At 69.1% G+C, this 12,492-nt stretch carries 10 protein-coding genes; 1 reads left to right on the forward strand and 9 read right to left on the reverse strand.

The window, feature by feature from the left end:
• Positions 1–157: 157 nt before the first annotated feature.
• The 5 genes from N911_RS0111685 to N911_RS0111705 all read right to left on the reverse strand — a co-directional run bounded on the left by N911_RS0111685 (position 158) and on the right by N911_RS0111705 (position 8,834).
• On the reverse strand, positions 158–3,127 hold the full coding sequence (locus N911_RS0111685) for an AIR synthase-related protein (protein ID WP_029897336.1): 2,970 nt from the start codon (positions 3,125–3,127) through the stop codon (positions 158–160).
• 115 nt (positions 3,128–3,242) lie between these two features.
• Complete coding sequence (locus N911_RS0111690) at positions 3,243–5,702, reverse strand: sensor domain-containing diguanylate cyclase (protein WP_029897341.1); 2,460 nt, start codon at positions 5,700–5,702, stop codon at positions 3,243–3,245.
• Between the two features lie 35 nt (positions 5,703–5,737).
• Positions 5,738–6,706 (reverse strand): polyprenyl synthetase family protein, encoded by a 969-nt coding sequence (locus N911_RS0111695; RefSeq protein WP_029897343.1) that lies wholly within the window; start codon positions 6,704–6,706, stop codon positions 5,738–5,740.
• 79 nt (positions 6,707–6,785) lie between these two features.
• Positions 6,786–7,493, reverse strand: coding sequence for a futalosine hydrolase (mqnB, locus tag N911_RS0111700; RefSeq protein ID WP_029897345.1), 708 nt, complete (start codon positions 7,491–7,493; stop codon positions 6,786–6,788).
• A gap of 27 nt (positions 7,494–7,520) precedes the next feature.
• Positions 7,521–8,834, reverse strand: coding sequence for a nucleotide sugar dehydrogenase (locus tag N911_RS0111705; RefSeq protein ID WP_029897348.1), 1,314 nt, complete (start codon positions 8,832–8,834; stop codon positions 7,521–7,523).
• Between the two features lie 95 nt (positions 8,835–8,929).
• Between N911_RS0111705 and N911_RS0111710 the strand changes: the two genes are divergently transcribed.
• On the forward strand, positions 8,930–9,127 hold the full coding sequence (locus N911_RS0111710) for a DUF2065 domain-containing protein (RefSeq protein ID WP_029897350.1): 198 nt from the start codon (positions 8,930–8,932) through the stop codon (positions 9,125–9,127).
• Here N911_RS0111710 and N911_RS0111715 read toward each other — a convergent pair.
• The 4 genes from N911_RS0111715 to N911_RS0111730 form a co-directional block, all read right to left on the reverse strand.
• Positions 9,105–9,809, reverse strand: coding sequence for a ubiquinone/menaquinone biosynthesis methyltransferase (locus tag N911_RS0111715; protein WP_081859237.1), 705 nt, complete (start codon positions 9,807–9,809; stop codon positions 9,105–9,107). The genes N911_RS0111710 and N911_RS0111715 overlap by 23 nt on opposite strands.
• A gap of 38 nt (positions 9,810–9,847) precedes the next feature.
• Positions 9,848–10,018, reverse strand: a complete 171-nt coding sequence (locus N911_RS18635; RefSeq protein ID WP_202593867.1) for a hypothetical protein — start codon at positions 10,016–10,018, stop codon at positions 9,848–9,850.
• 232 nt (positions 10,019–10,250) lie between these two features.
• Positions 10,251–11,981, reverse strand: a complete 1,731-nt coding sequence (locus tag N911_RS17650; RefSeq protein ID WP_051694244.1) for a hypothetical protein — start codon at positions 11,979–11,981, stop codon at positions 10,251–10,253.
• A gap of 69 nt (positions 11,982–12,050) precedes the next feature.
• A complete protein-coding gene (locus N911_RS0111730) occupies positions 12,051–12,440 on the reverse strand; it encodes a cytochrome c3 family protein (RefSeq protein ID WP_029897356.1) in 390 nt (129 codons plus the stop codon).
• Between the last annotated feature and the right edge of the window lie 52 nt (positions 12,441–12,492).

Raw genomic sequence — 12,492 nt, forward strand, 5'->3', positions numbered from 1 at the left:
CGTTCCTGGTTGCGTTTTCCCTGTGAGAAAACTGCGACGCTTCTACCCCGCTTTCACCAAAAGGTAAAGTTTCCGGAAACGTAGGCGTGGCGGGGGTTGAGCGAGGCATGGGGCAACAGGTCGTCCGATTTTTCCGGACACTCGCGTCCGCGCTGGCCTATTCCAGCAGGGTCTTTTTGAACGCGTGCGCGAGGTCCTCCGCTTTCTCGGACAGAAGTTCGATATTCTTTAGGCGTATCGAGAGGTTGGGTTCGTTGATCACCACTCCCAGCCTGGCCATGGCCTGACCCTGGAAGAGGGACTCGAACTCGCTGGCGAGGTCGGCGGGCACCGTGACCACCAGCCGCGAGGCGGACTCGCTGAAGAGCAGGACCGCCGGACTCATGTCCTCGGGCTGGCGCGGGGCGTCGTCCAGGTCCACCCCGGCGCCCAGGCGGCCGCCCAGAGCCATCTCCGCCAGGCAGCAGGCCAGGCCGCCGTCGGAGCAGTCGTGGCAGGCCGTGACCAGCCCGGCCATGGCCGCCTTGTGCACGGCGCGGTAGCGGGCCAGGGCGGGGGCCGCGTCCACCTTGGGGGCGGTGCCGCCGGTGATGCCAAGCTCCTGGGCCAGTTCGCCGCCGCCCAGCTCGTCAAAGGTCTCGCCCAGCAGGTAGATCGCCTCGCCGGGTTTCTTGAAGTCGGAGGAGAGGCCTCGGTTGACGTCCGGCAGGATGCCGCAGACCGAGAAGAGCACCGTTGGCGGGATGGAAATCTTGCGGCCGCCGCCGGTGTAGTCGTTCTTCATGGAGTCCTTGCCGGAGATGCAGGGCACCCCGAAGCCCCGGCAGACCTCGTCCAGGGAGCGGCAGGCCCGCACCAGCTGGGCCAGCTTGTACTCGCCGTCCGGGGTCTTTTCGCTCTTCACCGGGTCGCACCAGCAGAAGTTGTCCACGCCCACCAACCGGTCCGGGTCGGCCCCGGCGGCCACGGCGTTGCGCACCGCCTCGTCGATGGCGCAGGCCATCATGTCGTAGGTGTCGAAGTCGGAGTACTTGGGGCAGATGCCGTGGGACACGGCCAGACCCACCTCGGAGTCCAGCAGGGGGCGGATGACCCCGGAGTCGCCCGGGCCGTCGCGCTCGACGCCCACCATGGGCTTGATGACGCTGCCGCCTTGCACTTCGTGGTCGTACTGCCGCACCACGGATTCCTTGGAGCAGACGTTGAGCCGCGAGAGCATGGTCTTGAGGGTCTCTCCGAGGTCCAGGTCCCCGGGCAGCTCCGCCGGGCCGCGCTGGGGGCGTTTCCAGACCGCGGAAAGCTCCATCTGGGGCAGGCCGTGGTGCAGAAACTCCATGTTCAGGGCGGCCACCGGGGTGTCGTTGTAAAAGACGTCGAAGCGGCCGGAGTCGGTGAACTCGCCCAGCACGGAGCACTCCACGTCCATCTCCCCGGCCAGCTCCAGAAAGCGGTCCAGGTTCTCCGGCGGCACGGCCAGGGTCATGCGCTCCTGCGCCTCGGAGAGCAGGATCTCCCAGGGGCGCAGCCCGGCGTACTTCAGCGGGGCGCGGGCCAGGTCGATGCGCGCGCCGCCGGTGTCCTCGGCCATCTCGCCCACGGAGGAGGACAGCCCCCCCGCGCCGTTGTCCGTGATGGCCGAGTACAGGCCCAGGTCCCGGGCGCGCATGAGAAAGTCGTACATCTTGCGCTGGGTGATGGGGTCGCCGATCTGCACGGCCGTGGCCGGGGAGCCCTCGTGCAGTTCCTCGGAGGAGAAGGTGGCGCCGTGGATGCCGTCCTTGCCGATGCGCCCGCCAGCCATGACCACGGCGTCGCCCGGCTTGTGGTATTTCTCGTAGGCGGGGCGGCCGCCGATCTCGGTGGGCATCATGCCCACGGTGCCGCAGTAGACCAGCGGCTTGCCCAGGTAGCGCTCGTCGAAGACGATGGAGCCGTTGACCGTGGGGATGCCGGACTTGTTGCCGCCGTGTTCCACGCCCTCGCGCACGCCCTCCATCACCCGGCGCGGGTGCAGCAGCCTGGGCGGCAGCTCCTGGTCGTAGAAGGGCGAGGCGAAGCAGAAGACGTCGGTGTTGCACAGCAGGTTGGCCCCCAGCCCAGTGCCCATGGGGTCGCGGTTGACGCCCACGATGCCTGTCAGCGCGCCGCCGTAGGGGTCCAGGGCCGAAGGGGAGTTGTGCGTCTCCACCTTGATGCAGGCGGCCCATTCGTCGGTGAGCTTGAACACCCCGGCGTTGTCCTTGAACACGGACAGGCAGAGGTCGTCCTCGCCCTTGGCCTGGCGGATGGCCTCGGTGGATCCGGCGATGTGGGTCTTGAACAGCGAATCCACCAGGGTCCGCTCGCCCGTCTCCTCGTCGCGGTAGTCGATGCGGGCGTTGAAAATCTTGTGCTTGCAGTGCTCGGACCAGGTCTGGGCCAGACACTCCAGCTCGGCGTCGGTGGGCTCGGCCGGCAGGCCCAGGGCGGCACGCTTCTCCCGGGTGGCCGGGGCGGCGTAGTGGTCGCGGATGAGGCGCATCTCCTCCAGGGTGAGGGCCAGCACATTGTCGCGGGAGAAGGCCATGAGCCCCTCGTCGCTCATGGCGGCCAAGTTCACGCTGGCCACTTCCTCCACAGCTTCGGCCGTTACCTTGGGCACCTCCACGTCCACGGGCGCGCCCTCGTCCGCGGAGCGCACCTCGACCTTGTGGATCAGCTCGTTGGCCAGCAAGTCCGTGCCGATGCGCCCGGCCTCCTCGCGGCCGATGGCCCCGCGCAGCAGGTACTGCCTGGAGGTGTACACCCCCACTTCCGAGGCCTCCTCCCCGAACAGGCCGCGCAGCACGGAAGCGGCGGTGCGGCCCTCGTTGTCCGTGACACCGGGGCGGAAGGAGACCTCCACCAGCCAGTCGAAGGGCTCGTCCAGGGGGGCGGTGGAAGCCTGGTGCAGCACGGGGTCGTGCAGGGCGGCCAGGGCCAGGACGTCCCCGGCGCGTTCCGGGGGCAGGCCGTCCACGGTGTAGACCGCGTGCACCCGCACGGCATCCAGGCTGATATGCAGGTCGTGGCGCACGGCTTCGGCCGTCTTGCGGCCTACTGTGTCAGGCAAATGGGGCTTCACTCCGACGTGCACGCGGAAGGGCATGGGCGTCTCCTGGGAATTGGCGGCTGTTCCCGGCTCGGGCCGGGTGAGGTGATGGGTACCAGAAGCGCGGGGGGTTTGAAAGCCCCGGACGGAAGGGGGAGCCTCGCGGCGCGGCTCAATCGGCCATGGTGATGGTCCGGCCGCCCTTGGACTTGGAGGTGTAGGCCGCCTCGTCCGCCCGCTTGACCAGGGAGGTGGAGTCCTCCCCCTCCTTGAGGAGGGCCACTCCTGCGGAGAGCCCCAACTTGCCGTCGAAGGCGCGGCGAACGGCGTCCTCCAGCCGCTGGGCCAGCATGGCGGTCTGGCGGGGGGTGATCTCGGTGTAGACCACGGCGAACTCGTCCCCGCCGTAGCGTGAGGGGAAGTCCATGCCGCGGCGGACGTTCTGCAGCAGCACCTCGCCCACTTTCTTCAACACCCTGTCGCCCGCCTGGTGCCCCTCGGTGTCGTTGATCTTCTTGAAGTCGTCCAGGTCCAGGAAGATCAGGCCCAGGGCGCGGCCGGTGCGGCGGGAGCGCTGCACCTCGCGGTCCAGCACGCTCTGGAACTGGGTGTGGTTCAGCAGGCCGGTGAGGCCGTCGTACATGGCCTGCTTCTTGAGTTTTTCCTCAAGGCGGCGGATGGCCGTCATGTCGCGGCCCACGACCAGGTGGCTCTTGCCGTCGGAGAGGTCGCCGGAAAGGGGGGAGAAGACCAGCTCCAGCCGCAGGCAGCGGTCGCGGGAGACCATGACCACGGCCTCCACCGTGTTGGTGTGCGGCTCGTGCAGGAAGGTGGGGTCCCACTTGCCGGAGTAGGGCCCGGTGGGCTTGGAGATGCTGAACAGGTTCTTGCCGGTCAGCTCCGGGCTCACCGAGGGTGAGGCGAAGGTGACCGTTCCCTCGTCGTCCAGGGTGAAGACCAGGTCGCGCATGGAGGAGACCAGGGTTTCCATGAACCCCAGCTGCTTCATGGCCTGCATCTCCAGCTCGGAGACCTCGGTCACGTCCTCCAGCATGAAAAGGATGTCCTCGTCGCGCTTGTGGGCGGAGAGGTAGAGGCAGGGCGGCTGTTCCGCGTCTCTGCTGGACTCGCAGAAGAAGCTGGAGATGCGGGGGCGGTCGTTCTGCAGAAAGGCCCGCCATTCCGGGTCCTGGAAGATGCCGGGTACTTCGGTCAGGGATTCGGGCAGGCCGCCGTGTTCGGTGCGGGGCCCCAGGTACTCGGCCAGCCGCTCGTTGTGGTCCAGCAGGCGGCCGGAGCGGTCCATGCGGGCCACGCCCACCGGCAGGCTCTCGTAGACGCCGGCCCGGCTTTCCAGAACCGCCTGCTGCCGGGAGTACTGCTCGAAGAACTGGGAGGCGAAGCGCAGATACAGCTCCAGGGAAGCGTTGTCGTTGTGGCTGAGGGCGGCGGAACGGGGCAGGCGCAGCTCGCCGATGGCCTCGCCGGAGGCGGTCAGGGCGCGGCCGCGGCCCCGGATGGACCAGGGCAGGTCGCGGCGGCCCTCCGCCCGGCCCGTTTGCAGGGCCCGGCGGTCGCCGTCGGCGTAGCTGAAGAGCCGCCAGCAGCCGCCGTCGGGGTCGCGCAGGGCCAGTTCCATTTCCCTGGGGCCGATGTGCAGGCGGATGGTGCCGGCCACCCTGCCCAGGCCGCCGGAGGCGGTGAGGATGTCCATGCCCAGGAAGTAGGCCCGCTGCATCTCCTGCAGGGAGTGCTGGTAGAAGCGCTTGTCCGGGGCGCTCTCCTTGATGCCCAGGGTCTTGAGCATCTCCCTGAACCGTTCCACACAGCGGCCGCGCAACTCGGCCATTTCGGCCTCGTCCAGGCCCACGTGGGCCTTGAGCAGCTGGTCCACCCGCAGTACGGGAAAGGGGTCGGCGGCCGAGGAGAGTTCCGCCTCGGACCAGCAGGTGGCCAGGATGACCGCCTGGGTCATGGGGTCGTGGCGGTCGAGGTTTTCGTAGTCGTGGTGGTGGGGGATGGCCGGGCAGCTCTCCGGGGCCATGCCCAGCTTGGACAGAATCTGGTTAGTCAGCTCGGGGTGCTCAACGCCCAGCAGTTCCCGCTCCTCGTCCAGCTGGTTGGGCCGCAGACAGACCAGGACGTTGCCCCCTGAACCGGGGAAGAGGTCCGGGGCGGCGCAGTCCATGAGCAGCAGGGAGAGGTCCTTGAACAGGGCGCAGAGGTAGGCCTGGTCCGCCTGCCCCGGGGCCAGCCGCTCGGCCAGCAGCTCGGCGGCGATGGCCGACCAGACGATAACCCGCCAGGTGGCGTAGGAGTCCTTGTCCCGGGTCCGGGCCACGTCCGAGAGGTTCTTGTGGAAGGACACGGACAGGGCCAGCTTGAGGATTTCCTTGCTGCCCAGCACCACGGCGGCGCGCTGCAGGTCGGTGCAGCGCTGGGAGAGGGAGTAGAAGGGGGAGTTGACCAGGCCGAGGACCGCGGCGGCCAGCACCGGGTCCATGCGGATGACCTCGGCCAGGGCGGCGAAGTCCGGCTTGTCCTTGACCGCCTCTTGGATGAGCCGGGTAGTCACCGGCGGAAAGGCCTTTTGCAGGCAGTCGTTCAGGGACGTGAAGAGTTCGGTTTGCATGGCGCGGGAACTCCCCCTTGCCCCCATATCGGAGGCTACTTCTCCCGGGTTAAGACCAGATCCAAAGATTGCTCCAGAATGGCCCGCTCGGTGCACTCGGGGAGAAGGCCCAGGGCGTCCCTGGCCTTTTCCGCGTAGCCTGCGGCGAAGTCGCGCGTCTTGGCGTCGTAGCCCCCCTCCAGGACGTCGCCCACCACGGCCTCGATCTCCTCCTCGCCCAGGGCGCGCTCGGCGACGCGCTCCAGCAGGGCGCGCCGTTCCTTGTCCGGCCTGGTCTCGGCCAGAAGCAGCAGCGGCATGGTCAGCTTGCCTTCGCGCAGGTCCGCCCCGCGCGGCTTGCCGCTTACCTCGGGCGGTGAGGCGTAGTCCAGTGCATCGTCCACAAGCTGGAAGGCGATGCCCATGTTCAGGCCAAACTCCCCGGCGGCGGTTACCTGCTCCTCGTCCGCCCCGGCCAGGATGGCCCCGGCCTGGCCAGCGGCCTGGATGAGATAGGCGGTCTTGCCGGTGATGATCTCCATGTAGCGGTCCAGGCTCAGGTCGCCCTCGCCGCCGGACATGATCTCCTCGATCTCGCCCACCACCGTGCGCATGACCGCGTCGGAGAGCACGGAAACCAGGCGGGGGCGGCCGTAGTCGGCCACCATGCGGTTGGCCAGGGCCAGCAGCACGTCCCCGGCCAGGATGGTCTCGCCCCGGCTGAAGATGACGTGGGCGGTGGGCTTGCCGCGCCGCAGCGAGGAGCCGTCCAGGATGTCGTCGTGCAGCAGGGTGGCGGAGTGCAGGAACTCCAGGGAGCAGGCCAGGGGGTAGACGTCGTCCCCGCCGTGCCCCAGGGCCCGGGCGTAGAGGATGGTCAGCAGTGGGCGCAGGCGCTTGCCTCCGGCGGCGAGCACATGGCGCGTCAGGGGCTGCACCAGCGGCTGCAGCTTGTCCGTTTCGGCGTGCAGCAAGTCCTCGATGCGGGCCAGCTCCCGGCTCAGATATTCGGAATGGGCGGTCATGGTCATGTCGCGGTTTTGTTTCCGGTTGCGGCACACTACCCGCGCTGGGGCGCAGGGGCAAGAAGCGCGCCGTGATATATCAGGACAGCAAGCTCACCAGGGCCGTGTGCAGGGCGTCGAAGGCGGGTTCAAGATCCCAGTCCTCTCGTGACCCCACGGTGTTGGAGACGGCCCGCACCTCCAGGAAGGGGATGCCCAGTCCCGCGCAGCCCAGGGCCAGGGCGAAGCCCTCCATGGACTCCACGGACGCGCCGGTGCGCCGCCGCACCAGCTCGGCCCGCTCCGGGCAGCCGCTCACTCCGGCCACGGTGGCGAAGGCCGCGCGGGGCCAGTGCGGCTGGAGGAAAAGCCCGATGTCGCCGGCGGCCCGTTGCGGGTCCAGGGGCAGGCGTTGAAAGATCTCCTCCTCCCCGCAGCGGCCCTGGCCGAAGCCCAGCCCCTCCGGGGCCAGGCCGCCCACGCCGTGCAGCCCGAACTCGGGGAAGCACTCGGCGGTGGCCACGGCCAACGAGCCCAGGGGCAGCTCCTCGGGGCGAAATGTGCCGCCCAGCCCCATGTTGAGCACGCCGAACACGGATTCCGGTTCCATTTCCCCGATGGCCCGCCCCAGGGAGAAGGCCGCGGCCGAGGGGCCGACTCCGGTTATCAACGCGGCCATGGGCAGCACGTTCCACGGCCACTCGTCCGGCAGTTCCGACAGTTCACCGGGGCGCTCGGGCAGGTGGGCTTTGCCGCCCAGGGCGGCATCCAGTTCACGCTCGGTGGCGCAGGCCAGAATCAGCGGCATGTCTCCCTCCGTCCCCGGATGGGCGTCCTACAGCCGCCAGATGGTGAAGCCTTCGGCGCGCAGGACGTCGGGGTCCAGGGCGGCCTTGATGTCCAGCAGCACCCTGGCCTTGCCGTCGGCGTAGAAGCGGGACAGCTCGTCAGTGCCCAGGGCCAGGTACTCGCGGTGGGGCACGGCCAGCACCAGGGCGTCCAGCCCGGTCATGCCCTCCAGCGGCGTCAGCTCCAGGCCGCACTCGTGGCGGGCCTCGACCGGGTCGGCCTGGGGGTCGTGCACCAGCACCCGGCAGCCGAAGTCCTCCAGCTCCGCCACGATGTCCGTGACCCGTGTGTTGCGCAGGTCCGGCACGTTCTCCTTGAAGGTCAGCCCCAGCACGCCCACCCGCGCGGTGTTGACGATGGCCCCGTTCTTGATGAGCAGCTTCACGCAGGCCTCGGCCACGTGTTTGCCCATGGAGTCGTTGATGCGGCGGCCCGCCAGGATCATCTGCGGGTGGTAGCCGGTCTCCTCCGCCTTGTGGGTCAGGTAGTAGGGGTCCACGCCGATGCAGTGGCCGCCCACAAGGCCCGGCGAGAAGGGCAGGAAGTTCCATTTGGTGCCAGCGGCCCGGAGCACCTCGGTGGTGTCGATGCCCAACCGCTCGAAGATCAGCGACAGCTCGTTCATCAGGGCGATGTTGATGTCGCGCTGGGTGTTCTCGATGACCTTGGCCGCCTCGGCCACCCGGATGGAGGACGCGCGGTGGATGCCCGCCTCCACCACCGTGCCGTAGAAGCGCTCCAGCAGGTCGGCGGTCTCATCCGTCTGCCCGGCCACCACCTTCACGATGGTGGACAGGGTGTGGATCTTGTCGCCGGGATTGATGCGCTCCGGTGAGTAGCCCAGGAAGAAATCCTCGCCCGCGCGCAGCCCGGAGGCCTCCTCGATGATGGGACCGCAGATCTCCTCAGTGAGGCCGGGATAGACCGTGGACTCGAAGACCACCACCGCGCCCTGGCGGAGGTTGCCGCCCACCGCCTTGGAGGCGGAGCGCACGGGGTGGAGGTCCGGGCGGCGGTTGGAGTCGATGGGCGTGGGCACGGCCACCACAACCATGCCCGCCTCGCGCAACCGCGCAGGGTCGGTGGTGTAGTCGATGTCCGCCCCGGCCAGGGACTCGGAATCCACCTCGGCGGTGCGGTCGTCGCCGGCGCGCAGTTGGCGCACCCGCTCGGCCGAAACGTCGAAGCCCAGCACCTTGAAGTGCTTGCACAAGGCCACGGCCAGCGGCAGGCCCACGTAGCCCAGACCGACGACGGCCACGGGGGAGCGGTGTTCCCGCAGTTCCTCGAAAGTGATCATGTCTTGCTCCTGCTGTGTCGGGACTTGGCAGTACCCCAGTTCAATCCGTGCTTCAAGCCGTGGACAGCCTTGTCCGGGGAGGGTAGGGAGGGCCCATGTCCATCGACTGGTCCCTGATTCTCACCGCCTTGGGGCTGGCCCTGGTTTTCGAGGGGCTGCCCTATTTCCTGTGGTCCGAGCGCATGCCCGAGGTGCTGCTGCGCCTGGCGGCCATGCGCCCCGGGAGCCGACGCCTGCTCGGCCTGACTTCCATCGTGGCCGGACTGGTCGTCATCTGGCTGGTCCGCGCCTGACGTCGTCCGTGGGGGCCTTTTCGGCCACGTGGAGGTAGACGATGCCGGAAAGCAGCGGCAGCCAGGCCACCCGGTCGAACCCGGCTTGGCGCATTTCCCCGGCCAGCTCCCGCGCCGGGGGGAACTCGCGGATGGTGTCCGCCAGGTAGCGGTAGGCCCCGGAGTCGCCGGAGACCAGCCGCCCCACGCCGGGCAGCACGCGGTTCAGGTAGAAATTGTAGGCCCCCTTCCAGATGCGCGCCCGCCCGGTGCCGAACTCCAGCACGCCCAGCCTGCCCCCGGGGCGCAGTACGCGGTGCAGCTCGGCGAAGGCGTCCGAGCGAGGGCGGATGTTGCGGATGCCGAAGGCTATGGAGGCGGCGGCAACGGACTCGTCAGGCAGGGGCAGGGCGCGGCCGTCGGCCAGGGCGGGCAGCACCGAGCCTATCTCGCCCCGGGCCAGGGCCTTGTCGCGGCCCCGGCGCAGCATGGGTTCGGAAAAGTCCATGGCCAGCACCGGGGTGTCCGGATAGCGGCGGCGGCATTCCAGCCCCACGTCCAGGGTGCCGCAGGCCAGATCCAGCACGGGGCGGCCGGGCTCCGGACGCAACGCGGCCACCAGCCGCTTGCGCCACCAGACGTCCTGTCCCAGGGAGAGGGTGCGGTTGAGCGGGTCGTAGACGCGGGCGATGCGGCCGAACATGGCCGCCACCCGCGCGCCGTGTTCGGCGGGGGGGCGGCTCACGACTCGCTTGGATCCCCGTTCTTGCCGCCCTGCAGGGTGCGCAGGACCTCGTCGTAGATGGGCGGGAAGTAGTCGGAAAAGTTGGTCGGGGAGATACGGCCCACCTCGATGAACTTGACCACGATTTCCTTGGCCGTCTGTAGGGCCAGCTGCCGTTCCTTGTCCATGTCCGCGCCTGCTGGTGATCGGGCCCCGTAGGGCCCGGATGGGTTCAAGAAACCCGCCCTGGGGAAATGGCCTTGGCCGACCGTCGGTCAAAGCGGGGGCGGGAAGAAGGACATAGCCGTGAACCACGCCCTTCTTTTGTCCGGCCGCTAGCACGGCGCGCCGGGAAAGTCGAGGGGGCGCGGAGCCCGGCGGCGCCGGGTGCGCCGGGCGGTTTGGCGGTCCGTCCGCTGGCTAGTATTCGTCCTCGTCCAGCTCCCTGGCCATGGCCGCGATCTCCTCCCGGATGACGCGGGCCGCAGCCTTGGGGATGGTGTGGTCCAGCTCGGCGGTGATGTCGTCGCGGATCTCCCGCCGCAGCTCTTCCTTCATGGTCTCGCGGAAGCGTTCGGCCAGCCCCTCGAATTTCTCCTCCAGGCTCTGCTCCAGCCTTTCGCCCAGGGCCTCCTCCAGCTCGCCCATGGCCGGGGAGCCGGCCGTGAGGTGGCCGTCCAGGTCCGGGGAGGACAGCTTGGCCTCGATGGCGCTGAGCTTGGCCTCGATGCGCTCCAGGGAAGCCAGCCGATCGGCCAGGTCCGGGGGCAGGGCGGCGGCCACCTCGGGGGAAACCCCAGCGGTCGGCTCTGCGCTTGCGGCGGTGGGCGCTTCCTCGCCGTCGGACTCGGGCTCGTCCCGCAGGCCCTCCAGCATGGCGTCCACTTCCAGGTCGTCGAAATCCATTTCCTCGCCAGCCGCCTCCCCGGCGGCTTCCCCATCACTTTCGGCAGCTTCCCAGGCCTTTTCGCCCGCGTCGGCCTCGTCAGCCAGCATGGCGGCCACGTCCGGCTCGATTTCCGGCTCGGCTGCGGACTCGGGTTCAGCGGCAGCCTTGGGCGCGGCCTCTTCCCAGGCCTCTTCGCCCGCGGCGGCCTCCTCGGCCAGCAGGTCGGCGGCGGGCGCTTCTTCGGGAGATTCACCGGCGGCCTCCGCCTCCTCGTCCGCCTCCAGGTCGCCCAGGATGGCGGCCAGGTCCTCGTCGAACTCGGCCCCGGGCTCTTCTCCGGCAGCCTCCTCGAGGCGAGGCTCCGCGGCGGCGGGTTCTTCGCCGGCGGGTTCGGGCGCGGATTCCTCGAAATCTTCCCCGGCTCCCGCCGCGGGAGCGGCCTCCTCGGCCGGAGGCGGCGCGGGCGTCTCCTCCTCGGCACCCTGGGCCAGGAGGGCGTCGATGTCGTCCTGCCCGGCTGGCCCGGGCTTGGCCTCGACCTGTGGTTCAGGCTCCGGCTCAGGTTCAGGCTCCGGCCCGGGCTCAGGCGCGGCGGGCGCTTCCCCGGCCGGCTCCTCCTCGCCCATGCTCTCCAGCAGGGCGTCGAAATCGTCGAGGTCTTCGCCTTCCCCTGCTGGCGGGGCGGGTTCTTCCCCGGCGGGCTGTTCCGGGGCGGGTTCCTCCTCCCCACCGGCTCCGCTTTCCAGCAGGGCGTCGATGTCGTCCTGCCCGGCGGGTCCGGCTGCGGCTTCTTTCTGGCCGGAGGATGATTCCTCGTCCTCGTCGTCCAGTCCGGCGAGCAGGTCGTCGAGATCGTCCCCGCCGCCCACGTCGCCTTCGTCGCCCTGGCCGCCGAGCATGGCTTCGATGTCGTCCTCTCCGGCATGGGACTGGTCGCCGCCCATGCCGTCCAGCAGGTCGTCCAGGCCCTCCATGTCCACGTCGTCCTCGCCGCCGGAATCCTCGGTCGTGTCCAGGCCGTCGAGGTCGGAAAGGTCGATGTCCTCGTCCCCGGCGGACTCCTCCCCGGAGGCGTCGGTTTCGGAGGGTTCGTCCATGAGGTCGTCGAGGGAGGCGTCCTCTCCCTCCCCGGAAGCGTCCCCGCCGAGGAGGTCGTCCAGCTCCTCGTCGCCGCCCGAGTCCTGTTTGGACTCGGCGTCCCCCGCCTCGATGAGGTCGGTCAGTTCGATGATGTCGTCGCCGGATTCGTCAGGGGGAAGCATGGGCACTCCCTGGGAGAGGATGGGTGAAAGAAGGGGGGCCGCCCGGCGGCCCCGCGTCTTGAATCGTTGTTAGTCCCTGGGGTGGCACTCGGTGCAGATTTTGGGACCCTTGCCTTCTTTCGAGTGGCAGCCGACGCAGGAGGCTTCGTTCTTGCGGTCGTGGAAGGCCGCGTAGAAGGAGCCGCCGCCCTTGCGGGCCTTCATGTCGGTGTGGCAGCCCTCGGCGGAACAGGACTTGATCTCGCCCTGGCCGTCCCAGGTGTGGTGGCAGGTCTGGCAATCGTACTCGGCGTGGCCGGGGCGCTTGTGGGAGAAGCCCACAGGGGCCTGGGTTTTCTCGGCGCCTTCGGGCACGGTCACCATCATGTCTTCGGGGGCGTCCACGGCGTACACGGCCGGCAGGGCGAACAGCCCCAGCACGGCGGCGCACGTCAAGCAGACGAACAGCAGTTTCCTCATCCATACCTCCTTACCAATGGTGCGAACAATATTCCCTACTTCACGAAACCCC

The sequence above is a fragment of the Desulfohalovibrio reitneri genome (genome assembly GCF_000711295.1).
Taxonomy (GTDB): Bacteria; Desulfobacterota; Desulfovibrionia; order Desulfovibrionales; family Desulfovibrionaceae; genus Desulfohalovibrio; species Desulfohalovibrio reitneri.

Excerpts from the sequence above, each read along its gene's own strand:
- N911_RS0111710 (WP_029897350.1), top strand. The coding sequence starts at position 8,930 with ATGTCCATCGACTGGTCCCTGATTCTCACCGCCTTGGGGCTGGCCCTG.
- N911_RS0111685 (WP_029897336.1), bottom strand. The coding sequence starts at position 3,127 with ATGCCCTTCCGCGTGCACGTCGGAGTGAAGCCCCATTTGCCTGACACA.
- mqnB (WP_029897345.1), bottom strand. The coding sequence starts at position 7,493 with ATGCCGCTGATTCTGGCCTGCGCCACCGAGCGTGAACTGGATGCCGCC.
- N911_RS18635 (WP_202593867.1), bottom strand. The coding sequence starts at position 10,018 with ATGGACAAGGAACGGCAGCTGGCCCTACAGACGGCCAAGGAAATCGTG.
- N911_RS0111690 (WP_029897341.1), bottom strand. The coding sequence starts at position 5,702 with ATGCAAACCGAACTCTTCACGTCCCTGAACGACTGCCTGCAAAAGGCC.
- N911_RS0111705 (WP_029897348.1), bottom strand. The coding sequence starts at position 8,834 with ATGATCACTTTCGAGGAACTGCGGGAACACCGCTCCCCCGTGGCCGTC.
- N911_RS0111695 (WP_029897343.1), bottom strand. The coding sequence starts at position 6,706 with ATGACCGCCCATTCCGAATATCTGAGCCGGGAGCTGGCCCGCATCGAG.
- N911_RS17650 (WP_051694244.1), bottom strand. The coding sequence starts at position 11,981 with ATGCTTCCCCCTGACGAATCCGGCGACGACATCATCGAACTGACCGAC.
- N911_RS0111715 (WP_081859237.1), bottom strand. The coding sequence starts at position 9,809 with ATGTTCGGCCGCATCGCCCGCGTCTACGACCCGCTCAACCGCACCCTC.
- N911_RS0111730 (WP_029897356.1), bottom strand. The coding sequence starts at position 12,440 with ATGAGGAAACTGCTGTTCGTCTGCTTGACGTGCGCCGCCGTGCTGGGG.